Genomic DNA, 22264 nt, shown 5'->3' with positions numbered 1-22264 from the left:
TACTTCCCTAAAGGTACTGATCTATCTGCCTACTCACAGACAAAGCTGGACGCCGTAGCCAGGCGGCTCAACGAACGACCTAGAAAGACACTAAACTTCGATACGCCAGCTGAGCGATTTAATCGCATCGTTGCATCGACCGGTTGAATCCGCCACCCACAACTGCCGTTCCGACCCTGGCGCGGTGAAGACCGCTTTATGAGTGCAATGGACGCCCAATCCTACGAGTTGCTCGACGAATAATCGGATACAGGGAGCGTTCAATGAGACTCCGTTGACGTCTTCAACATCATCTCTTGTCAAGGTTGAAGTGGCGGACTAGCAGCAAGAGCGCAACCTCCACATTGGAAGAAGTCAGTCACTTGCGTTTGCCGGCGGACTTTCGAACCTGTTAGTTTGAAATGCTTCGCCTTTGCCTCGTGCCTCTTCATGACTACAACCCCTGAACTCAGGTTCAGTACATGTTAAGAGCTGTTGCGGTCAGCGCCATTATTCCTCCAGTCCTCCAACAGCACCTAAGGAGGGGTGCGCCGCGGTGCAGAACACGAAGGGTGCCCAGCTGTGCCGGCACTTCACGCTACAGATAGCTGGGCGGCTGAGAGGTGGCTTCCGAGAAGTCTCAGGCGAGCCAAGTGACCGTTTCGACGACCGCCTCCACGAGCGCGCGGCAGATTGCCCGGAAGTGGCTTAGCATCAACACGTGTGAGAGGAGCTGGCTATGGACGATTTGCCGACGTCAAACGAGGCCGCGGCCGACGTGCCGATCGTCGCGGTCGGTGCATCTGCCGGCGGCATCGCGGCCCTGCAGAAGCTGTTTAGGGGACTTCCGGCCTCGGTCCCGTTTGCAATTGTCGTTTTGCAGCACCTGCCCGCCGGCTCGCCCAGTGGCCTCCCCTCCTTAATCGCGAAGTGCACTCACGTTCCGGTCAGAGCCGCGACGGCCGGATTGCGCCCCGAGGCCAACTGTGTGTATCTTCCGTCGCCGGAGCATGTTCTGACGCTCGAAGACGGCGTTTTTGCAACGAGACCAGCGCAAGGCGGGTCGCGACGCCCCGGCATTGACACGATTGATTCTTTTCTCGAGAGCTTGGCTCTCCGGAAGAAGCCCCCTTCGTTTGCTGTCATCCTATCGGGAACGGGCATGGACGGTACGGCTGGCGCCGTGCGCATCCGGCAAGCCGGGGGCGTGGTCATCGTTCAAGATCCGCTCACCGCTTTGCATGACGGCATGCCGAACGCGGTCATTCGTCGAGGTATCCACCACCACATTCTGCCTGTCGGTGCCATTGGCAGCTTGTGGCCTGCACCGGTCCCGATTACGCAGCCCCGGTGTCCGCCACTCACGCGACTGACGACGTGCCCTCATCACTCCATCGCATCATCTCCCTGGTCCGCATGCACGCGGGCTTCGACTTGAGCGGCTACAAGCCGTCTCCGTTGCTTTGGCGCATTCAGCAGCGCATGGATGTGCGAAAGGTGTGGCGATTCGATGATTACGCTTTCCTCCTCGAAGATGACCTGATTGAACTGGAAGCGTTGGTGCGCAACATCCCGTTACATGTGACGGAATTCTTCCGTGATGCTGATGCCTGGGAGACCCTGCGTCATGACGTGCTCGAACCGCTCCTATTCCAGACACAGGGCCGGCGTTCAATTCGAGTTTGGACGACGGCCTGCGCGACCGGGGAGGAGGCGTATTCGGTCGCGATGCTTCTTGACGACATCTCGCGCGTAAGAGAACAGTCGAGCGACTTTCAACTTTTCGCAACCGACGCGGCGCCAGAGTTGGTCGCGCAAGCCAGTCGTGGCGTATTCCGCAAAGAGTCGCTAGGCGGACTTTCCAGGGCACAGCAAACCCGGTACTTCTACGAAGTCGATGGTGCGTTCCGAGTCAAACGGTTCCTACGTGAAAAGCTGGTGTTTGTGCCGCAGGATCTTATTTCCGATCCGCCACTTTCCGGTCTGGATCTTGTCACTTGCCGAAATCTGCTCATCTACCTGGCACCCGAGACGGTGAAGGACGTTCTGAACGTTCTTCACTGTTCGTTGCGCGAAGGCGGCTTCCTGTTCTTAGGCACAAGTGAGGCTTTACCGCTCGGTGGGCATGGCTTTGAGAGCGTCTCGCGAAAATGGAACATCTACCGCAAGACCGGGCCAATGCCCACGGCACGGCGGATAAGCCATGCGCGAACCGCCAGCCATGCACAGGCGTTGCCTCGTGCTGCACTTCGCGTCGCTTACGAACGGTTTGACATCCCATCGGTGCTGACGGACCAGAAAGGCAACGTTCTCCGTTCGTACGGCAGAACCAGCGGGATTCTCGCTCTTCCTCCGGGAGAGCCTTCACTCAATGTCATCGACCTGGTCCCCCAGCCATGGGCGGCATGCCTTCGGCAGGGCATGGTGCAAGCCGTGCACGAAGAGCGTTCGCTGATACTCACGGTTGCGCAAGATGGCGCCTCGGCGAGCACATCGATGAACATACGCGTCACGCCGCTTCGAAACTCGGAGGAGGGCCCGTGTGACCGTTTGCTGGTTTCATTCATACGAGGGCAGGACGAAATACGCGCGCTTGATGCCGACGACGCGTCCATCCTGCAAGACGACCTCGGCACTGCCGAAAGTGTCGATTGGAAGGACGAAGCCCGGATCTCCCGCGAAGAAGTCGATGCGTCACACGAAGAGCTGTTGGCGCTGAACGAGGAGCTGAAAGCATCTAACGAACAGCTCGAACGTAGCAACGAAGATCTTGACCGCTCAAACACACAGTTGCAGGCGAACGTCGCTGAACTGGCGATGCAGAATCATGTACTGCTGTGCGCCGGCGTCATGACGATGTTCCTCGATACTGAGTTGAAGCTTCGATGGTTCACATCGTCAATGCGTGACGTGTTTCCCCTGAGATCCGGTGACACCGGTCGGAGTATCGCCGACCTCGTGCCCATCTTCCGCGACGACGACTTCTATGCAGACATCGAGCGAGTACTTCATGCGAGTAAGCCACTCGAAGCTGTCATACGTGACGATCGCCAACGTTGCTTTGTTCGAAAGATTTTTCCTTATACTTCAGAAACAGGCGAAACCGTCGGCGTAGCAATCACCTTCGTCGACATTGCGAGCTTCAATGGTCCCGGCGCCTCAGCGCCCCCAATCTAGCAGGCGCGCCCGCAGGTGACCCATCACTTGAAGCAGCGCGCTGCGTGTGTGAGGCGGTTCAAGAGCTGCCCTCACGTGGTCTCTGTGATCGGCGAAGTCGCAAGATTGTCTGTCGTGATGTTTTCAAGGCGCGGGCGACGTCCGAGACCGTGCTTCCCACTGCCAACGCTGCGAGCGCCTCACGCTGTAATTCCGCGCTCAGCGACCCAGGGCGACCTAGTTTCGCTCCAAGGTCACTCAAGCGCCGAGAGGCGTCTCTCGCTCGTAGTGTCCTGACCTTTCGATCTAGGTCTGCAATTAAAGTGAGCGCGGCGATCAACGTTTCGTGTCGAACGACTGCCCATCCGGCATCTGTCCGGCTGAGGCAGGCAACCGAAGCGCCTTTCTCCGCGATCATCCGTAACGTATCGAGAACGTCGGAGTAGCCGTTGCCGAGGGACGCCAGATCGAAAACGACAACGATGTCGTTCGGCCATAGTCGATCAATGACACATCGCAACGTCGGCCTTTCGCGCGCAGGCGTCGTCACTGAGGAGGCACCTACGAATATATCATCCTCGCAAACTTCGAGGTCGACCGAGCGTAGGGCTTGAGCGGCGCACTCGTGGCCGACACTTCCCTCATTCCAGAACACAACGATCGTCGTCATGGCTAGTTAAAGACCAGCACCAACTCAGTCAGGCCCGTAAGCCCGCGGCCATCACCGCACGACGCCATCAGCGGCAGGAAGAAAGCGCACTTGCATGTCAGGACCTAACGACCGCGCTAAGGCGAGCGCCTCCTGCTCCGTATCCGCCGTCGTGATACGAACCCCCGTGGACGACGGAAATTCGACCTGGAAGCCGCCACCGGTGCGCGGCCTGACGATAATTTCGGCGTCGTCGGCGCCCTCTGGCGTTAGCACTCCAACCCCTCGCCGATGCGTTGCTATTAATGACATTCTAGTACGTTTCCGAAAGGGGTCTTATACGGACGCTCCACCTTTGGGGCCGTTACGTCAAGAATGCGTCTTTGGACCCAAGGTATGCTGCTCGCAATGAAAACTCACCTTTCGCCATGATTGCCACGCTCGCGGTGGCAGGCGCTTCGGTTAAACGTCCGCACCTCGGCGCCCATAGCCGTCAGGAGACGTGCGCTTTTTCGACTTGCTCCCGTCAGAGATCGTTGAACTGGGCGACCGACCAGCGCATCGTACTCCCTTGGTTCGGCTGCGACGATCGCCCGCATCAGTTCGTCAAGTGCCGTGCGGCCGGCAAGTTCGCGGGCCAGAACTCGAGCGGGGCGGACCGACACTTGATGCCGAACTTAGGTTGCGGCTTGATGCGCAACGATGCGCTGGACACTCACCCAAGGTGGCCGAACTGCGAGACCTGGTGGTGTGGTCGGAAGGCATGGTCTGGTGCTCGCCGGAGCGCCGCGGCGCGATGGCCCGCATCCTAAAGGCGCAGATCGGCTGGATTCCGTTATCGGTCGGCGCGGTCCGGCCGAAGCGGGCAAAACGCTCGCGGTGATGCAGATAAGTGGCGGCTCGCAGTCGTTCAACGCCGTCAACCAGATGCGCATGCTCGGACGCTGGATGCGCATGCTGACCATCCCGGACCAGTCGTCGGTGGCCAAGGCAGTCATGGAGTTCGATGAAGCCGGCCGGATGAAACCCTCGGCCTACTTCGACCGGGTCGTCGTCGTAATGAAAGAGCTGGTGAAGTTCACGCTGCTTACTCGTTATATCGGTCCGTACCTGGTAGACCGTTATAGCGAACGAAAGGAAAGCGCTGCGGCAATAGAACATGAGGCCACGGTACGTCCCTACGCCTGCGTTTGGTTGCTGACCACGAGCGCGTCGGATTTTTCCGAACGTCACGGTTACAGCGCCGTCGCCACATCAGGTGCCATTGCGGCCGCCATCGGCCGTCGTTCGATTTCGGGGCGCAACAGTTGCTTGAATGACCGCGCGATGGTCCCGACGAAGGGCGGCAAGTGGCCGCGCACTGCCCGCTACGGTCGGGTGTATTCAACGTCAACTCAGCGATCGGCGTTTTGCCAACGCGGTGAGGCATCGATGCGATCGCTTGGTCCGTTTTCGATGAAATCATCCTGAAAGCTCCGGCCGATCAAGTCATCGTAGCTCGCCGGCTCGCTACTAACGATAGCGCGGAACATTTGAATCAGCGCGTTACCGTCTTGTAAATGCGCGACCACTACACGAGCGGTACGCAACGAAATGGATTCTCGGACGGGAGGCGCCGAACTTCCGTCGTGCAACTCGAACGAGAAACGATGAACCTCTTCATGCCCTTCCGGCAGGTAGGTATGTCCCCAGATTGTCGCTTTCATACTAGTGCGTCGAAAAGTATTCCTGCGAGCTACGCAAAATGAGTGCCCATGCCTCCGAAGCATGCATCGAAGCGACTCAATACGCGGGCTCGCGCCGAAGCCATCGGTGCGCCCCGCTTCGCCGCCTCGGCCCTCATTGTGGACCGAGCGCGGGATGGATAGAGCCCTCCAAAGGGGATCGGCATGTCGAGCTTACTGCCTGACGTCTTTTATAAAGTAATTTTACGGAGACATGCCGCGACGGTAGCTAGTTGCAAAAACATCCCCGGGTCCGGTAATGGGGGCGCTAGCATGGACTTCGCTCATGCATTCGGGTTTGACCGTCCATATGGCGCTACGTTGCACCGGCATATGAGGTCGTTACCGATCGATGGTCTTCAATCTGGCAATTCGCGGAAGGACAGAACGCACTTGACTCGCGGCGAGCAGGGCAAGTTCCGGGCAGCGCGATAGACTTGTTGCTCGCGCTTGTAGAATAGACGGCGTCCCTGTACAAAAATTGAACAACATGTCTCGCACCAAGAATCCAGATGGTCCCGCCGCTGAGTACTGGATAAGGGAGTGGGCCAGGTCCGTCACCGAGCTCGCAGTATTCGCCATAACGCCCGATGGCTTTATCTCGACCTGGAACGCCGGAGCAGAGGTCATCTATGGCTACCGCTCTGACGAAATCATCGGAATGCATTCGACCGTCTTGCTGCCCGATGATCCAAAGGATCGAGGGGCATTTGAAGCCGAACTCCGCCAGGCGCGAGAAAAAGGTAGCTCCACGATCGAGGGCTGGCGTAAGCGAAAAGACGGTTCGGTGTTGTGGGCGAGCGTCGTGACAACTGCGCTCGTAGATGCAAGCGGCACCCAAGTTGGCTTCGTAAAACTGGTACGCGACGAGAGCGAGAAACGGAAGGCTCACGCGGCGGTAATCGAAAGCGAGCAACGATTCCGATTACTCGTCGACGGCGTTTCCGACTACGCAATCTACATGCTGTCGCCAGATGGTTTTGTCACCAACTGGAACAACGGCGCACGGCGCATCAAGGGCTACAGCGGGCAGGAAATAATGGGCTCGCACTTTTCCCGGTTCTACACGCCGGAAGACGCAGCCGCCGGCCTGCCGCAGCGTGCACTCGAGATTGCAGCCCGTGATGGACGTTTCGAATCAGAAGGATGGCGTGTGCGCCGCGACGGGACTCGATTCGTCGCCCACGTAATCGTCGATGCGATTCGCGACGATTCCGGCGCCCTGCTTGGATTTGCAAAAATTACTCGAGACGTCACTGAGAAGCGAGAAGCCGACAAGCTCCTCGAGGAGACAAAAGCCGCGCTTTTTCGGGCGCAAAAGATGGAGGCGATCGGCAGGCTGACAGGAGGCGTGGCCCACGACTTCAACAACGTGCTCCAGGTCCTGCGTGGCAACCTCGAACTGCTCCAAACCCGTTGCGCCCGGGATCAGTGGTCAATGGAGCGCTTCGGAAATGCCATTCAGGCCGTCGAGCGCGGCGCAACGCTCGCCTCGCAGTTGCTAGCGTTTGGTCGGCGCCAGGCGCTTCGGCCGGAGCCCGTGAACCTCGCAGCTATGGTCCGCGGCACGGATGACCTGCTGCGCCGAGCACTAGGAGAAACCATCGAGGTCGAGACGGTGGTCTCCGGCGGTCTTTGGAATGCGTTCGTAGATGTACATCAGCTTGAAAACGTCCTCTTGAATCTCGCAATCAACGCGCGCGATGCCATGCCCGACGGCGGCAAGCTGACGCTCGAATTGTCGAACGCGCTGCTTGACGACGACTACGTGCGCTCGCTGTCGGACGTGCCGGCTGGTCAATATGTGATGCTTGGCGTGACTGACACTGGAAGCGGGATGTCGGCCGATGTGCTCGAGAAGGCGTTTGACCCGTTCTTTACCACGAAGCCTGAAGGTCAAGGAACTGGATTGGGCCTAAGCATGGCATACGGCTTCGTGAAGCAGAGCGGCGGACACATCCGGATCTACAGTGAGCCTGAGCACGGCACTACAGTACGCATCTACCTGCCCCGAACGTCCGCCGAGGCGCGCGAAACAACAACTAGACTCAACGCTCCCGCCATAGGAGGCAGTGAGACAGTGCTTGTAGTCGAGGACGACTTCAAGGTTCAAGCGACTGTGATCGCGATGTTTACCGACCTTGGTTACACCGTTCTGAAGGCAGACAACGCTGACCAGGCGATTGCAGTGCTCAGCAGCGGCGTTCACGTAGACCTTCTCTTCACAGACGTTGTGATGCCGGGAACGTTGAAGAGTCCTGAAATGGCAAGACGTGCCGTTCAGCTGCAGCCTCATTTGCGCGTCCTCTTCACCTCAGGCTATACGCAAAACGCGATTGTTCACGGCGGCCGCCTAGACCCTAACGTCGAACTCATTAGCAAGCCGTACAGCCGCAAGGAGCTCGCGTCTAAAGTCCGACAGGTCTTGGGCTCCGAGGGACTGCCTCCGAAAGACGGCGCAGGCGCTGTTTCTGCAAGCACGTCCGAGGTCGCGGAGCGCATGCCTCTTCGCGTGCTAGTCGTAGAAGATGACGAGCCGACGCGCGATGCGGTAAGCGAACTGCTGCGAATGTTAGGGGATTGCCCGACAACCGCGTCCAGCGCGCAGTCTGCGCTCGACGCATTCGATAATGCCCCGTTCGACGTGCTCCTCACCGATGTGCACCTGCCCGACCTTTCCGGTATCGAACTAGCTCATCGCATCGCGACGGTGCACAGCGGCATATCGGTCATCTTCGCATCCGGCGATACCGTTCAAGACATCAACCCAGGCGACTTTCATTGGCAGAGCCTTCGCAAGCCCTATGCAGTCGACCAGTTGGAGGCAGCGCTTCGTAAAGCGCGGAAGGATAAAGCTTGACGGGGGTGCTGGCACGAGGAAGGACGCAGGCAGGACGGCACGACTGAGTCGTGCCGTCCATGTGGACGCTTCGTCGCACTTGCGGTGCGCAGCTAGACCGCAGCTATGTCTGGCCGCTGAGCGACGAGCACCGGTCATTCGAGGGGCAGGCTGCGGTACCGAAGGAAGTCCGCAATTGGCCGAACTGAGTCGGCTGCGAACCGAGCATAAAGCGTTCACGCATCCGAAGCGAACAGCTGATTTGATTGCAGCGAAAAGGCGCTTGCGGTCAGCGCGCTTCTAAGCTGTGCCGGCCGGCTCGTTAAACCTATCGGATCGCCTCGAACAGGCCACGAGCCCCCTGCCGGACAAGTTTTAACTTGCATGCTTTCAACGGGAGCGGCTCGGAAATCCATTGCTAGTGTCGTCAAGATTTTGCAAGAGTTCGGGCCGTATCCTAACGTTTCGAGAGCCGGGCTCCAATAGGCCTCCGCAGGGAAGCGGACTGGTGAACAGCTAATACTTGCACTGCGTGGCACTACCGGCCGGTGCCGCCCGCTAGACGGCTGGGTAGACGGTCGTCGCAATTCCACGAGTCTCTTGCTGGGAGCGTCGCGGTGCTCCGGCTGGACAGGGCGAACGGTTCCCGCTCTGCGCCCTCCGCTGCGCGATCGACCTTTAGCACTCGATGGCCCGTCTCCGACCGGTCCGCGTTGGAGACGGGCGTGGAGCTTTATTGTTTTATTTTCCCAGTCGCCTTGCCGGTCGCGTCCGTCCCCGAAGCGCCATCCGGCGACATGCCCTTTTCACGTTCCTGCATAAGTGTTGGGCCGCCCGGGGCGCTTGCCCCGCTGGAAGCGCTGTCGGCCACATGATTCCTCATGGCGTCGTTCTGAGTCGCTGATGACGGAGCCTTTTGCGTGGTCTGCGCGAACGCGTTCGTGCTTGCCGCTACAAGGAGGACGCTTAACAGAGCTAAGATACGATTCATGGCTTTCATGGCTTTCTCCCAAGCCTTATACGGCTTCTTCATTCTTCAGCTGATACATCACGGTGCGTTAGAGCCCCGGTCCCGATCCACCGCCTCATTGGTTGCGTCTTTCCCACCCTCTTCTGCGTTGCCGACCTGTTGTCTTGCCTCGCCAGCAATTTGCTGTGCGTCGCCCTTCGCTTCTTGTGCGGGATCGTCTGTTACTTTTCCGACGCCCTCGTTGATCTTGCCCTTCACCTTTTCGCCGACCCCTTTGACTTGGTCCTCATTCATTGCGGTTCTCCTGAATTCCTGCCGATCGCAGGCTTGACTACACTCGCAAAGAGAGTGCCGACTCCGGTGATGTCTGAGGGAGATAATTAGCCGTGTCCGATGCTCCGGAAATCCGGGCTGAACGTCAGCCAGGCGGGTGGATCTGGATCGCACTGGCGGTCGATCCCGACGGCGGGTCATCGCTCGTGCTTCATCATTCTAAGGAAGCATTCGCGAACGAAGAAGCCGCCCGCTGCGACGCCCAAAAGGTCCTCAGGAACCTGGGTTTTTCGAAGGCCAGCGAGTGAGCCTGCGGCATAGCCGTCGCTGTTTTCTCGGAAAATTCCCTCTTTTCGAACATGCAGCCCAGCTCTTTGCGTCCTTCCGGTATGTGGAGCGTCCGATCGTTCCCGAGCGTCACTCGGCCCGTCGCTGTCTTGATTGTCGATGACGATCGCGCCGGGGCGGAGGCGCTTGCGGCTGTTCTGGCGCTTGAGGGGTTCCGAACAACGGTTATCGAAGGAGGACCGCAAGCATTGAGGACGCCGCCAACATTAAGACCTCACATTGTTGTCCTAGACATTGAGATGCCAGTCTGTGATGGATTCGCGGTGGCTACGGCCATCCGTAAATCGGCCTGCTTCGCCGCGGTTCCTATCATCGGGTATAGCTCGCTCGACGAAGCTGAGGTTGTCGAACGCGGCAGAGAAGCGCAGATCGACGGGTTCTGCCGAAAAGGCAACACTCTGCATTGCCTGTTCGAACTCATTGAGTTTATGGCGCCGGTCGGGCCCGCCGGCACTTAAACGTCGCCTTGTGTCGCGGGTCACGCCTTCTACTCGGAGGCGGGCTTGCTTTTCCGGGCGGACGCGTTGTGATTGGCACCACTCGACGGTGTGACAGGCGTGACGGGCTGTCTACCGCCCGAAGATTCTTGCGTTGGAGAACGGGCGCTATCCGCCGTGTTCCCGGTATTTCCTCCCGGCGTGGACGGCTGCATGCCGCCGGCGGATCCTTGTCCGCTCACCCGACCGTCTCCCTGCCCCGAAGCTGCAGATTCTTTCGAGCTCGATGCGGAGGGCCCTTGCCCTTCCGTTCCAGCCGCGTGCGCAACGCCGATTACAACGACAGTGACCGCGCACAGGCAGGCATTTCCTAAAATCAGTTTCATACGGCCTCCGAAAGCAGTTCTGACAGCCGGCCTTCTGCCAAATACGAGACAGTAAGTCGCTCCTGCGGACGTCCCCATGTATTCGGTCAGAGTTCTGGTGAATGGAGGTCCGCTTCGACGATTTCCATACCGCGACGTGACGCGGCGTCTCGCGCCGCCTCCTTGGTCTCGAAAGGACCGATTTCCTCGGCGCCGTCAAAAGGAAAGAGCAGTCGTCCGTCCGTCACACGTACGACCTTCAATGTACCCATGAAGCGCCCGGTGGTGCCCGGACGATACGAGGCGTACACACGGTAATCGTCCGCCGAACGACCAGGAGTCGGCTCCGGGCACTTCGTGGAAAAGAAGACCAGCTTGGGCCGGCGCAGGCTATTGTTGTCCATGGCGAAAGGCACGACTCGGGCGTTGAGCCCTTAGTGCTTGGCTACGTGACGCAAAATCTGCTCCATGTCAAATGCCGTGCGAACCGCAGAGCGCAATCACCCGTCACCGACCCTCACAATTCGCTCGGCTGCGGAACGCGATCGGAACAGTCATTGCGGCAACAGTGAACCGATACCGTGCCCGCCATTATGAAATCGCTTCTCTTCGTCGAAGACAATCCGTACGACCTCGACCTCGCGCAGATCGCTCTCGAGCCGTACCGTGAAACGTGCGCAATGGCCATCGCCCGCGACGGCGAAGAGGCGCTTGCGTATCTGCGGCGCGAGGGTGCCGGGAAACACCGCCTCAACGACGACCCGGCGCTCGTTTTATTGGACCTCAAGCTGCCAAAGATTGATGGTCTTGCTGTTCTACAGGAAATCCGCAGAACGCCGAGCACCTCGTCACTACCCGTTGTTGCGTTGACTTCTTCACGTGAACCGCGCGACCTGCGCCTGCTACGAACAAGGCGTCAACGCATACCTGGGTAGCCTACGGATTTCAGCGAATCGAAAATGCTGGCGCTCGTTGCTTCTTTTTGGTTGCGGTTGAACACGTTCACTGGCGCGGATTGGCGGACTTCCCACAGACGTGCCTATAGATATGGCCAGTGCATAGAAACTCACCAGCAAGCCGGCCGTCGACACGGAAATGCCGAACGCTCTTCCAATGTCGGACAACAAGCCGACGATGACGAATTCCGTCGTTCCGATTGCGAACGCGGCGAATGCGAGAGAAAACACTGCTGCAGGCATGATGAACTCCTCGATGAAGTTATTCGGGCTGGCTTCGCCGTGACTGGCGCGCGGACGGGTCAGAAGCGCTCTGGCCCGCCGGCGCTCAGCCACCGCAGTGCCGCGCTTCAGAAGTCCTGAACGGTGGGACGAATCACGATTTCGTTGACGTCGACCGAACCAGGCTGCTCGATTGCGTAAGCGATGGCTTGCGCGATCGCGTCGGCGGGGATCGCCATCTTGTAGAAGTCGACGACAAAATTGCGGCTGTCGTCGTGGCCCGAACCGTACTTCAGCTCGGTGTCGATCGCGCCCGGTGAAATGACGGTCGTGCGGATGTTGCCGCCCACTTCGTGACGGAGACCTTCGGAGATTGCGCGGACCGCGAACTTCGTCCCCGAATAAACCGTGCCCCCAGGGCTAAAGACCTTCAGACCCACTACCGACGCGATGTTGACGAAGTGACCCGACTGCTGTTTTTCAAAAACCGGCAGCGCCGCGGCGACTCCGTACAGGAGGCCTTTGATGTTGATGTCGATCATCCGGTCCCACTCGTCGGTCTTGCGCAGCGACAGTGGCGCGATCGCCATCAGACCCGCGTTGTTCACCATGACGTCCAGGCGGCCATGTTGTGCTACGACGTCACTGATTAAGCGGTTGACCTGCTCCTGATCTGTCACGTCGACTTGATGGACCGACACTCGCCCGCCTTTCGCCAGAATTTCAGCGGCAACGCGTTGGAGCTTTTCGAGGCGGCGAGCGGCCAGTGCGACAGTGGCACCTTTGGATGCAAGAAGTTTGGCGGTGGCTTCACCAATTCCGCTCGAGGCACCGGTAATGACGACAACTTTGTTTGCCATGATTTCTCTCCAGGAAGTTGAACTGCTTGAAGAGAAGTCTCGTCCCAGCGATCATTTTTGATTAGACTGGAATATTTGGAATGTCTTTTTCACCAGCGCAAAAGTCACCGCCGGGCTGCACATGACCCCACTCGCTGACCTCAACGACATCGCTGTCTTTGTGCGAGTAGCACAGTTCGAGAGCTTCAGCCGCGCCGCGCGCGCGCTCGGCATGCCGGTCTCAACGGTCAGCCGCAAGGTGACCGCGCTCGAAGAACGGCTCGGCGTCACGCTGTTGCAACGCACGACGCGCAAGCTCAGCCTGACGTCACAGGGTCGCGCCTACTTCGATCAATGCAGCGAGCCGCTGAGTCATCTGTACGACGCGGAGCGCGTCATTACTCAGACGCAGAAGAAGCCGGAGGGCGTGCTACGCATTTCCGGTCCTGTGATGCTCGAGCAGGAACCGTTTTACGCGTTCCTGTCGGCATTTCTGAAGGACTATCCGCAGATCCTGGTGGATCTGTATTTCACCAACGCGTTCATCGACCTGATCGCCGAAAACGTCGACGTTGCGATTCGCTTCGGAGAATTGCAGGACTCGAGTCTCGTTGCACAGCGAGTGGGAAGGAGCGTGCGGCAGCTCGTCGTCTCAGCCGACTATGCGCAAAACCATCCCCTTCCCTCGCGCCCGAACGAGCTGAGCCAGCACCCCTGCGTGCTGATCAACGCCCGCAACAACGAGACGGAATGGCACTTGGTCAGCGGCCGCAAAGCGGCCAGGGTGCACGTGAGCGGGCCTGTCGCCGCACGAGACTTTCACATCGTCCATGCATTCGCCCTTCGCGGGCACGGGATCGCGCTGCTTCCGTCGAGCTATTGCGATCCGCATATCGCCCGCGGAGAACTGGTGCGTGTGCTGCCCGAATGGTCGTCACCGGAGATATTCGTGCACGCCGTTTATCCGACGCGGCGCTTCATGCCGTCGAAATTGAAGGCTTTTCTTGATGCGCTGAAAGCGTGGCAGGGACCGCTTTGGCTTCCGCTGCGCTGAAGCCAAAGCGATCTTGTCCTAACACCAGTCGAGCGCGGGGGCGACGTGCGTGAGGATCGATTCGATCACGTGCGCGCAGTACTCCACGCCGAGTTGATTCGGCACGGTCAACAGTAGCGTGTCGGCTTCCGCAATGGCCTCGTCGGCTGCGAGCTGCCTGACAAGCGCGTCGGGCTCTGCCGCATAACTGCGCCCGAAAACTGTCCGGATAGTGCCGTCCAGCAGCCCGATCGTGTCGTCGCTGTTCGCATCGCGTCCGAAGTACATGCGATCGCGATCGTTCATCAGCGGGAAGATGCTGCGACTCACCGACACGCGCGGCTCGCGTATGTGTCCGGCTTCCTTCCATGCCTGCCGATACGCGCGAATCTGCTCGGCCTGCTGAACATGGAGCGGTCGCCCCGACTCGTCGTTCTTCAGTGTCGAGCATTGTAGGTTCATACCGATACCGGCTGCCCAGACGGCGGTGGCATCCGATCCCGAGCCCCACCAGATGCGATCGCGCAACCCTTCGGAATGGGGCTCGACGCGTAGCAGGCCCGGCGGGTTCGCAAACATCGGTCGCGGATTTGGCTCAGCAAAACCTTCGCCGCGCAGCACTTCGTAGAACACTTCCGTGTGTCGCCGGGCCAGTTCGACGTGCGTCTCACCCTCATCCGGCGCATAGCCGAAATAGCGCCAGCCGTCGATCACCTGTTCGCCCGAGCCGCGACTGATGCCGAGTTGCAGGCGTCCACCGGCGATGAGGTCGGCCGCGCCCGCATCCTCGGCCATGTACAGCGGGTTCTCGTACCTCATGTCGATGACGGCCGTGCCGATTTCAATGCGGCTGGTTTTCGCTCCCACCGCCGCCAACAGCGGGAACGGCGACGCGAGCTGCCGCGCGAAATGATGCACGCGGAAAAACGCCCCGTCCGCGCCCAGTTGCTCGGCAGCAACCGCGAGGTCGATGGATTGGAGCAGGACGTCGGAAGCTGAACGCGTGTGCGAGTGTGCCGACTCAGACCAATGGCCAAACGATAAAAAACCGATTTTTTTCATGTCAATGTTGCGCGCAAGCTCGATAGGCGATGCCCGCATCTTGTACGAATCGGGCAGACGCCGCTTGCACGCGCGCCGTCTGGCCCTTCGTTCTTTGCGGTTCAGGCCGGGAAGTCGGTGGATGCGGAAAGCGACTTCCAGGTTTCCGTTTCTGCCTTTACATACGCATTCTTTTCGGCGAGTGCCTTAAGCGTGTCCGTGCCGAGGGGCAAACGCAGCGGTGGCGTCTCTGCATCGACGAGCCTAATCATCGCCTTGGCCAATTTTGCAGGATCGCCTGGCTGATTATGATTGATCTCGCCTGCGAGTTGCCGTAGTTTGCCCGACGTCTCTGCATAGTCGCTAATGATCGTCTTGCCGACGGCGAGCGACGACGCATCCAAAAAGTCCGTACGGAAGAACCCGGGCTCGATCATTGTTGCGTGGATGCCAAGCGGCTTGAGTTCAGCGTGCAGCGCTTCGGTGATGCCTTCCACAGCGAATTTCGTCGAGCTATAGACGCCGACGCCTGCCGCCGCCTGATAACCAACGATGGACGACGTGTTGATCACATGCCCCGAACGCTGCTTGCGCATGACAGGTAACACGGCGCGCGTGACGTTGAGCAAGCCAAACACGTTGGTCTCGTAGATGCGGCGAACCTCGGCATCGCTCGATTCCTCAACGGCCGCGAGCAGCCCGAAGCCCGCGTTATTGACCAGCACATCGATGCGGGCGAACTTATCGACCGCGGCTTCGACCGCCGCCTTCGCCTGTGCTTCGTTTGTCACGTCGAGTGCAAAGGTGAGCAACGCGGGCGATTTGCCCAGCCGCTCGGCGATCGCGGCGGCGTTGCGGCCGGTCGCGACGACAGCGTTGCCATCGTCGAGCGCGGCTTGCGCAATCAGTGCGCCGAAACCGCGGGATGCGCCGGTGATAAACCAGACGCGTTTGAATTGCTGTTTCGTGAGGGTGTTCATGGCTCTTCTCCTTGGTTCGTGCTGGATGTGAAACGAAGTGCATCGAGAGAAGTGTCGGGCCGGCGGAAGCTTTTGATTAGACGGGAATTGGTGGAATGACTTTTCCGTCAATGGAAAAATTGCGCGGGTCAACAGACATGTGGCATGCGTCGTCCGCAGAGTCAGGCAGCGCGATGTCGACAAGGTCATCCGGCACGTTCACGGCGACGCGATGTCCGGTGATGTGGGGACGACAGCCGTGAAGGTCCCGGCGGCGCGCAACTCTCGATGGCCGATTCCTGTCCGGCTGATAACCGGGTTGTCGGAGGCTTGCTCCTCAAGCGAATAGGCCGCTGTGGAATGAAAACTGCGACAATGACTAACTTTTGTCTAGATGGATGCTCACACCGGTTCGCTATGAACGACGACGACTCGTCACTCGACGCCAGCTTTAGCGCTGTCTGGCTGCAACTGTGGGCCGCTTCCACAGACGACTATTCCATTTTCGCCCTATCGCCTGAGGGCATCGTATTGACGTGGAACCCGGGAGGCGAGCGAATCCAAGGGTACAGAGCTGACGAGATCATAGGGCAGCCATTCTCCGTCTTCTACATGGAGAGCGAACGCGCTTCGGGCGCGCCCGAAGCCGCACTCAAGGCTGCCGCTAGTTCAGGTCGCTACGTTAGTGAAGGATGGCGGCTGCGAAAGGACGGCACGCGGTTCTGGGCCAACGTCGTCATGACAGCACTTCGTGACAGCGCCGGTCAGATCCTGGGCTTCGGGAAGGTCGTTCAGGATGTCAGTGACAAGAAGGCGGCTCACGACGCCGTGCTGCAAAGCGAGCGGAGCTTTCGCCTGCTGGTACAGGGTGTCATCGACTATGCCATCTTCATGCTTTCCCCAGATGGCCGGATCACAAGCTGGAACTCCGGCGCCCGACGGATCAAGGGATACAGCGAAAGCGAGATTGTGGGCTCGCACTTTTCCAGGTTTTACACGCCCGAGGACGTCGCAGCCGGGGTGCCGTTTCGCGGGTTGGAAACGGCAAGACGCGAAGGCCGTTTCGAGGCGGAAGGTTGGCGCGTGCGCAAAGATGGCAGCCGCTTTTTCGCACACGTCGTCATTGACGCGATCCGCGAGAATGGCGAGCTTGTCGGGTTTGCGAAGGTCACCCGGGACATTACCGAGCGTCGACGTGCCTCCGAACTCCTCGAGCAAACGCAGCGCGCCCTATTCCAGGCGCAGAAAATGGAGGCGTTGGGAAAACTGACTGGCGGGGTAGCACACGATTTCAACAATGTCCTGCAGGTGCTACGGGGAAACTTGGAACTGCTCGAAAGCAAATACGGACGGGACAACTGGAGCGCCGAGCGTTTAGGCAAGGCGATCGACGCGGTGGATCGCGGCGCGAAACTGGCCTCGCAGTTGCTCGCCTACGGACGTCAGCAACCACTGGCGCCCCTCGTCATCAATCCTGCGCGCCAGCTTCGCGTACTTGACGACCTTTTGCGCCGGGCGCTGGGTGAGACGATTGAAATCGAGTCAGTTGTCGCGGGCGGCCTCTGGAATATCCTCGTCGATCCGCACCAGTTGGAAAACGTGATTCTAAACTTGGCCATCAATGCACGCGATGCAATGCCGGATGGCGGCAAGCTCACCCTCGAACTCGCCAACGCGACGCTGGACGACGAATACGTATCGACGGTCCCTGAGGTCAGCGCCGGGCAATATGTCATGCTGGCTGTCACGGACACAGGTACCGGCATGAGCCGGGAAGTGATGGAGCGCGCTTTTGATCCATTCTTCAGTACCAAACCCGAAGGCGAAGGTACTGGCCTGGGGCTGAGCATGGCGTACGGATTTGTCAGGCAAAGCGGCGGACATATCAAGCTCTACAGCGAGATCGGCGAAGGGACCACTGTCAAAATCTATTTACCACGCTCGACCGATACCGCTGTTGAATTCCCGCCGCGCGCGAGGGGCAGCGTTACGCATGGTGAAGAGACCATTCTCGTGGTCGAGGATGATCCGCAAGTCCGATCGACGGTTGTCGAGCTTCTTACTGGTCTCGGCTACGCTGTGTTAAAGGCCAACGACGCTGCGCAGGCGCTGGCTGTCGTCGCGAGCGGCGTGCACATCGATCTGTTATTTACAGACGTGGTCATGCCCGGGTCGTTGCGCAGCCCCGACATGGCAAGGCAGGCTAGCCAGACGCTCCCCGGACTCAAAGTGCTCTTCACCTCAGGGTACACACAGAATGCTATCGTCCACGGCGGCCGACTGGAGCCGGGCGTGGAACTGCTCAGCAAACCGTACAGCCGTGAGCAGCTCGCGACGAAGGTGCGGCAGGTGCTCGGCGACAGCGGTAGCAAAGCAATCGAACAGCCGATGGCCGAATCCGGCGATAGGCCTGATCTTCCGGCCCGGCGTCTCGAAGAATTGCGCGTCCTCGCAGTAGACGATGATCCGGCGTCGCTCGAAGCGCTTTGTGAATTGCTTCTGCTCCTGGGAATCGGCGCACGGCGCGCCGAGAACACTGCCGCGGCACTCGAAATGCTTGAAGCGGGCGACATTGACGTTCTCCTCACGGACGTCGTCATGTCCGAAATGTCCGGGCTGGAACTGGCGCGGCGCGCCGCGGCCACGAAACCAGACCTCGAGGTTATTTTTGCTTCCGGAAACACCGTGCCGGAGCAGCGGGAGGCCCTGCAATTCGAATGGTCTGCGCTGCGCAAGCCCTATTCGCTTGCGCAGTTGCAGGACACGCTGCAGTCCGCCAGTGACCGTCAGGCAAAGCGGAAAGCAGATCGGGACCGGGTCGATCACGACAGGAGCCACGGCGCAGATGATAAACCGCGCTCTGGATCTTAGTGCCTTAAGACCCCGGTTGCCCAGGTTGCTGGCGAAACAATAAGCGCCCGCCCGCTATCAGAGTGAAGAAACCAGCGTCGAGCCGCGAGTCTGTGCTTCAAAGTGGGTTTGAGCACCCGTGTCTCAAGTCTGACTGGCGGGTCGCGGCCGATCACATGACGCTGGATGCGCGAGACAGTTCGCGACTGGGCTGAACCACGACGAGTAGGTCGGGTGACCGCGAGGTCTTGTTCGGCATGCGCGTCGCGGAACGCGGCGACCCGCTCCGTCTTAGGACGACTCACGTTGTCACAGATCAGATGCATTTCTCTGCGTTTAGCCTGGCAAGGGCTCGGGCCTGGGCCGCACAACGGGTGCGCAGTGTGCGCCATGTTATGGGGCGTTGATTGCGTCGGTAAAAGCGGCGAGCGCGCGTACCATTCCTCGCACCGGGATCGGCATCCACTCCGGCCGATTCGCCGCCTCGTAGCAGACCTCGTAGGCCGCTTTTTCGAGCAGAAAGAGGTTCAGAAGATCAGGCGCGTCACGCGCCAAGGATGCGGTCACTTGCGTTCCGCTCGCCTCCTGATACGTGCGCAGGAAGCCCTCCTCCGCTGCGCTGATCCACGGATCGAGAATCGCTGCGCCAGCAGTGCGATTTCCCTCTCTGGCCGCAAATGCCGCTGCATAATCGATCGACCTAAGCAGGCCGGCGACGTCCTTCAGCGGGCTTGACTTTGCACGGCGCGATTCAATCGGCCGCGAAGGCTCACCTTCAAAGTCAATGATGAAGGCATCCGTGCCCGACCACAGCACCTGTCCGAGATGAAAGTCGCCGTGGATGCGGATTTTCACTGTGCCCGAGTCTGCGAATTGCGCGTGACGAACGGCGGCGACGATTTTCGAACGCGCATCGACAATGCGGTAGAAGAGCGGATCGCCGCAAGTCGCGAGAACGTCGACAGCGCGCTCGAATTGTTCGATCGCCGCGTCGCGCCATGCGTCGATGTCGTCGGCTTGCGCGACTTCCGGATCGAAGGCGGCCACGTCATGGGCTTCCGACAGCACGGCATGCAATTCCCCCAGGCGCCTGCCGACGAGCTCGACCATGCGCTGGAAGTCGCGGGTCGACTCGTCGGTTCCTGACGGCGCCTCGAGCGCGCTGCGCAGACATTCGACCGCGAAAGTCCATGCATCGCCCTGATTGGGAACGAAGCCTTCCAGGACCACCATCGAGCGCGACTCGCCGTTGGGGTCCGTATGCACGACTTCCGCCAGCAAGGGGCTCGCATTCTTGTAACCAGCGCGCGTCAGGAAACGGCACATCTCGGCTTCCGGATGAACCCCTGACTGCAGCCGGCGAATCAGCTTCATGACGATGCGCCCGTCCACGATCACCGACGTGTTACTCTGTTCGCTCGAGAGCCAGCGAATCTCCTGGACGCCGCCGATCTGATCGCGTGCGGCGGGCTCCGGACTGAAATGGAGCGTGCCGTCTTCCTCGGAGTGGATCAACGCTCCGTCGTGCGTTTGGCCAACCAGGAAACGGATAAACGCGGGTATGAAAAACGCGTCGGTCAAAATGCCGCGGCGCCCGTCGCCAAGCACCCTGACGATGGCCATGTCACGCGTCGGATCACTCTCGGCGCATGCGTCCTCGTCCCATAAAAGCCCCAGCGGCAACGCGTAACGCTCAACGCTACCGTCGAGTGCGATTTCAATCTGTGCGACCAAAGCAAACTCGTCGATCGGGACGGGTTCGACAAGCTTCAGCGAGCGGATTGTTCGGTTCTTCGCCGCGAACCAGCGACGTCTTGCGAGATAGTCGGGAAGGACCCGCTGCTCAAGAAGCGCCCGGTTTTCCGCCGACCATATATCGGCGAGTCCATCAGCAATAATCTCGTTGCACGCCTCATCGGCCATGCCCGCGTCACGACGAGCCTGCGCCCAGTGTCGATCCGGATCGCCATCGGGCCGACCCTCCGCTTCCCACAAGTAGTACGCGCGCAGGCGCAATTCGTCGTCGTTCATTTTGATCGCTCCGCTCGATCCATAGCCGGCAGGACTTTCGGCCCTCTGCACGCGATGGCGCACGATCCGGTCCCGGTGAGAACCGTTCGAAGTAACGACAGGGAAGGAATGTGTTTTGTACTTTATCCCGACGGCTATTCATCGCACCGCAGCTGAATCGCGCTCACCAGCGTTCACCGTCAATCGCACCCAAAGCACGCACGCCAAACCACCAAGTGACCGGCGGGGACCGACGGCAGTGCCCCGTCCGGCCTCACGACCAATTAACGCGGATCGGCCAAAGCCGACGCTCGCCCTTCGTCCGCTGCGCGGCTGCAGCTTGCCGCATTGCTGTCATTCGCGATGCGGCGGCGGTAAAACGTCGGTATCCGGACCGGCGAACGAGTCTTCATGACCCACAACTGCCGCTCGCTCCTCCCAGCCTCCGATTGTCCGTTACCCGGGTTCAACCGCCGCTCGAATGTTTAGGGAACGTCACGAACATCGAGATTTGCGCGACGCCAAAGACATGGCGCGCTTCCGCCGCTTCGACGACGAAGGCTCCCGAGGAGCCTTCGTCGTTTTTGTGCCGGAAGCGCACTCGACTTACGATGACGACGATCTCCCCGACTTCTCATTCGATTCGAGGAAGCGCGTTGCGTCTTGAATTTAATCGAATTCGAAATTCTGAGAGATCAACGGTCCGAGCGCGCCGGATTACAGCCCCTCGTTGATGAACGCCTTGGCACGCGCCAACAGTTCGTCGTCGCTCGTGGCCTCAATATAGCCCTTGAAGGGAAGGCACTTGCCTAAAAGTGCGAACTGCGGGAAGGTCCAGTCTTCAGTGCTATCGCGGCCTACTCAAGAAGAATGCCGCCGAACCGCATGGACTCCGCGAGTTGAAACAGCGCGGGCCGCCGATGGCGGTCGAAGACGACGCGTGCTCCTTTGCCATTCGTGATCTCTCGCACCCGGTCCGTGACGTCCTCCTCTGTTGTCGCAATCAAGTGGTGAGCGCCGTCATCGTGAAGGGGCTTCCCCTTCGAGTGGCAGGGCGCAAGTCACCGATGCTTCCGAAACCGCTCGAGGAGGCAGACCTCTTCAGCGAGCGGGCTGGCCGAATAGCGACCTTTCTTGTTCGCGAACCAAGCCGTTCTTGCAAGATCCGCAGCTTGGTGCAAGTTTTCCGCGACTACGCGATTGCGTGTCGCCCCACGCGCCGGTTAGATAGCCATATCAATCGTACCGAACCTCTGGCTAGCGCTGCTGCATGCGCGACCCGCATCTGTCGACATGGATCGGGCACGCGGATAGCTGCCCATTTCATCGCGCACCGTCACCAAGAATCCGGGGCGCCTGGCACTCACTATTTAGGATAGCGATAGACTCTCCGGCTTCAACCAGCAATAGCAGAAGCTCTCTGCAAGGTGCCGGTCTGCATGAGAGAGGGACGTCCCGCAGGTGGGTCTGCGGGTTTGTCGACGCCGACAGCCGCAGAAGGTCGCATGCGGCTCAGGTTTTTCGCAGTTGAACTCTCGGAGAAACATATGAAAGCCGTTGTGTATCGCGGTCCTCGTGAAGTTACGGTCGAGAATGTTCCGGATCCCAAGATCG

16 protein-coding genes and 3 pseudogenes are annotated in these 22264 nt (G+C 59.6%); 10 read left to right on the top strand and 9 right to left on the bottom strand.

The window, feature by feature from the left end; genetic code table 11:
• The 3 genes and pseudogenes from NCS02_RS32030 to NCS02_RS32020 all read left to right on the top strand — a co-directional run.
• A pseudogene (locus NCS02_RS32030) lies at window positions 1–147 on the top strand (IS30 family transposase); the annotation flags it as partial.
• Between the two features lie 571 nt (window positions 148–718).
• Window positions 719–1417, top strand: coding sequence for a chemotaxis protein CheB (locus NCS02_RS32025; RefSeq protein WP_250508250.1), 699 nt, complete (start codon window positions 719–721; stop codon window positions 1415–1417).
• Window positions 1330–3156, top strand: coding sequence for a CheR family methyltransferase (locus NCS02_RS32020; RefSeq protein WP_250508249.1), 1827 nt, complete (start codon window positions 1330–1332; stop codon window positions 3154–3156). Before NCS02_RS32025 ends, NCS02_RS32020 begins: the two co-directional genes overlap by 88 nt.
• 58 nt (window positions 3157–3214) lie before the next feature.
• On the opposite strand, the gene NCS02_RS36535 is transcribed toward NCS02_RS32020, so the two are convergent.
• Entirely contained in the window at window positions 3215–3805 is a 591-nt protein-coding gene (locus NCS02_RS36535; protein ID WP_308196621.1) for a recombinase family protein, read from the bottom strand.
• 697 nt (window positions 3806–4502) lie between these two features.
• On the opposite strand from NCS02_RS36535, the pseudogene NCS02_RS32010 reads away from it, so the two are divergent.
• Window positions 4503–4960 (top strand): annotated as a pseudogene (locus NCS02_RS32010) (NAD(P)H-dependent oxidoreductase); the annotation flags it as partial.
• Between the two features lie 1038 nt (window positions 4961–5998).
• A complete protein-coding gene (locus NCS02_RS32005) occupies window positions 5999–8368 on the top strand; it encodes a hybrid sensor histidine kinase/response regulator (RefSeq protein WP_239294566.1) in 2370 nt (789 codons plus the stop codon).
• Between the two features lie 712 nt (window positions 8369–9080).
• On the opposite strand, the gene NCS02_RS32000 is transcribed toward NCS02_RS32005, so the two are convergent.
• Together NCS02_RS32000 and NCS02_RS31995 are read right to left on the bottom strand one after the other, a co-directional pair.
• On the bottom strand, window positions 9081–9347 hold the full coding sequence (locus tag NCS02_RS32000) for a hypothetical protein (protein ID WP_239294567.1): 267 nt from the start codon (window positions 9345–9347) through the stop codon (window positions 9081–9083).
• A gap of 48 nt (window positions 9348–9395) precedes the next feature.
• The gene (locus NCS02_RS31995) at window positions 9396–9611 is read right to left on the bottom strand and encodes a CsbD family protein (RefSeq protein ID WP_239294568.1); all 216 of its coding nucleotides are present in this window, start codon (window positions 9609–9611) and stop codon (window positions 9396–9398) included.
• Between the two features lie 92 nt (window positions 9612–9703).
• Between NCS02_RS31995 and NCS02_RS31990 the strand changes: the two genes are divergently transcribed.
• Both NCS02_RS31990 and NCS02_RS36530 read left to right on the top strand, forming a co-directional pair.
• A complete protein-coding gene (locus tag NCS02_RS31990) occupies window positions 9704–9898 on the top strand; it encodes a hypothetical protein (protein WP_239294569.1) in 195 nt (64 codons plus the stop codon).
• Window positions 9899–9949: 51 nt separating this feature from the next.
• Window positions 9950–10396 carry a response regulator gene (locus NCS02_RS36530; protein WP_350029872.1) on the top strand — a complete coding sequence of 149 codons (447 nt, stop codon included), beginning with the start codon at window positions 9950–9952 and terminating at the stop codon, window positions 10394–10396.
• 451 nt (window positions 10397–10847) lie between these two features.
• Here NCS02_RS36530 and NCS02_RS31980 read toward each other — a convergent pair whose 3' ends face one another.
• Window positions 10848–11144: a DUF6723 family protein gene (locus NCS02_RS31980; RefSeq protein WP_250508248.1), complete on the bottom strand. Its 297-nt coding sequence runs from the start codon at window positions 11142–11144 to the stop codon at window positions 10848–10850.
• Between the two features lie 189 nt (window positions 11145–11333).
• Here NCS02_RS31980 and NCS02_RS31975 point away from each other — a divergent pair, with 189 nt between their 5' ends.
• Window positions 11334–11675 carry a response regulator gene (locus tag NCS02_RS31975; RefSeq protein WP_239294572.1) on the top strand — a complete coding sequence of 114 codons (342 nt, stop codon included), beginning with the start codon at window positions 11334–11336 and terminating at the stop codon, window positions 11673–11675.
• A gap of 102 nt (window positions 11676–11777) precedes the next feature.
• Here the strand turns inward: NCS02_RS31975 and NCS02_RS36640 are convergent.
• Window positions 11778–11942, bottom strand: a pseudogene (locus tag NCS02_RS36640) (MFS transporter); the annotation flags it as partial.
• Window positions 11943–12046: 104 nt separating this feature from the next.
• Complete coding sequence (locus tag NCS02_RS31970; protein ID WP_239294573.1) at window positions 12047–12778, bottom strand: SDR family oxidoreductase; 732 nt, start codon at window positions 12776–12778, stop codon at window positions 12047–12049.
• A gap of 121 nt (window positions 12779–12899) precedes the next feature.
• Between NCS02_RS31970 and NCS02_RS31965 the strand changes: the two genes are divergently transcribed.
• Window positions 12900–13811: a LysR family transcriptional regulator gene (locus NCS02_RS31965; RefSeq protein WP_239294574.1), complete on the top strand. Its 912-nt coding sequence runs from the start codon at window positions 12900–12902 to the stop codon at window positions 13809–13811.
• Window positions 13812–13829: 18 nt separating this feature from the next.
• On the opposite strand, the gene NCS02_RS31960 is transcribed toward NCS02_RS31965, so the two are convergent.
• Both NCS02_RS31960 and NCS02_RS31955 read right to left on the bottom strand, forming a co-directional pair.
• On the bottom strand, window positions 13830–14852 hold the full coding sequence (locus tag NCS02_RS31960) for an LLM class flavin-dependent oxidoreductase (protein ID WP_239294575.1): 1023 nt from the start codon (window positions 14850–14852) through the stop codon (window positions 13830–13832).
• A gap of 101 nt (window positions 14853–14953) precedes the next feature.
• Complete coding sequence (locus NCS02_RS31955) at window positions 14954–15811, bottom strand: oxidoreductase (protein WP_250481247.1); 858 nt, start codon at window positions 15809–15811, stop codon at window positions 14954–14956.
• A 396-nt stretch (window positions 15812–16207) separates the two neighbouring features.
• Here NCS02_RS31955 and NCS02_RS31950 point away from each other — a divergent pair, with 396 nt between their 5' ends.
• Window positions 16208–18661 (top strand): hybrid sensor histidine kinase/response regulator, encoded by a 2454-nt coding sequence (locus tag NCS02_RS31950; RefSeq protein WP_239294577.1) that lies wholly within the window; start codon window positions 16208–16210, stop codon window positions 18659–18661.
• Window positions 18662–19033: 372 nt separating this feature from the next.
• On the opposite strand, the gene NCS02_RS31945 is transcribed toward NCS02_RS31950, so the two are convergent.
• Window positions 19034–20671, bottom strand: a complete 1638-nt coding sequence (locus NCS02_RS31945; protein WP_239294578.1) for a putative maltokinase — start codon at window positions 20669–20671, stop codon at window positions 19034–19036.
• Window positions 20672–22264: the final 1593 nt, after the last annotated feature.

The sequence above is a fragment of the Caballeronia sp. NCF2 genome (assembly GCF_023631205.1).
In the GTDB taxonomy this organism is placed as follows: Bacteria; Pseudomonadota; Gammaproteobacteria; order Burkholderiales; family Burkholderiaceae; genus Caballeronia; species Caballeronia zhejiangensis.
The sequence above is the reverse complement of the archived record's forward strand: the minus strand, read 5'-3'. Positions and strand labels throughout refer to the sequence as shown.

Bases quoted from the DNA above. Each gene is read 5' to 3' on its own strand.
- NCS02_RS32025 (WP_250508250.1), top strand. From the start codon at position 719: ATGGACGATTTGCCGACGTCAAACGAGGCCGCGGCCGACGTGCCGATC.
- NCS02_RS36535 (WP_308196621.1), bottom strand. From the start codon at position 3,805: ATGACGACGATCGTTGTGTTCTGGAATGAGGGAAGTGTCGGCCACGAG.
- NCS02_RS32005 (WP_239294566.1), top strand. From the start codon at position 5,999: ATGTCTCGCACCAAGAATCCAGATGGTCCCGCCGCTGAGTACTGGATA.
- NCS02_RS32000 (WP_239294567.1), bottom strand. From the start codon at position 9,347: ATGAAAGCCATGAATCGTATCTTAGCTCTGTTAAGCGTCCTCCTTGTA.
- NCS02_RS31995 (WP_239294568.1), bottom strand. From the start codon at position 9,611: ATGAATGAGGACCAAGTCAAAGGGGTCGGCGAAAAGGTGAAGGGCAAG.
- NCS02_RS36530 (WP_350029872.1), top strand. From the start codon at position 9,950: ATGCAGCCCAGCTCTTTGCGTCCTTCCGGTATGTGGAGCGTCCGATCG.
- NCS02_RS31980 (WP_250508248.1), bottom strand. From the start codon at position 11,144: ATGGACAACAATAGCCTGCGCCGGCCCAAGCTGGTCTTCTTTTCCACG.
- NCS02_RS31975 (WP_239294572.1), top strand. From the start codon at position 11,334: ATGAAATCGCTTCTCTTCGTCGAAGACAATCCGTACGACCTCGACCTC.
- NCS02_RS31970 (WP_239294573.1), bottom strand. From the start codon at position 12,778: ATGGCAAACAAAGTTGTCGTCATTACCGGTGCCTCGAGCGGAATTGGT.
- NCS02_RS31965 (WP_239294574.1), top strand. From the start codon at position 12,900: ATGACCCCACTCGCTGACCTCAACGACATCGCTGTCTTTGTGCGAGTA.
- NCS02_RS31960 (WP_239294575.1), bottom strand. From the start codon at position 14,852: ATGAAAAAAATCGGTTTTTTATCGTTTGGCCATTGGTCTGAGTCGGCA.
- NCS02_RS31955 (WP_250481247.1), bottom strand. From the start codon at position 15,811: ATGAACACCCTCACGAAACAGCAATTCAAACGCGTCTGGTTTATCACC.
- NCS02_RS31950 (WP_239294577.1), top strand. From the start codon at position 16,208: ATGAACGACGACGACTCGTCACTCGACGCCAGCTTTAGCGCTGTCTGG.
- NCS02_RS31945 (WP_239294578.1), bottom strand. From the start codon at position 20,671: ATGAACGACGACGAATTGCGCCTGCGCGCGTACTACTTGTGGGAAGCG.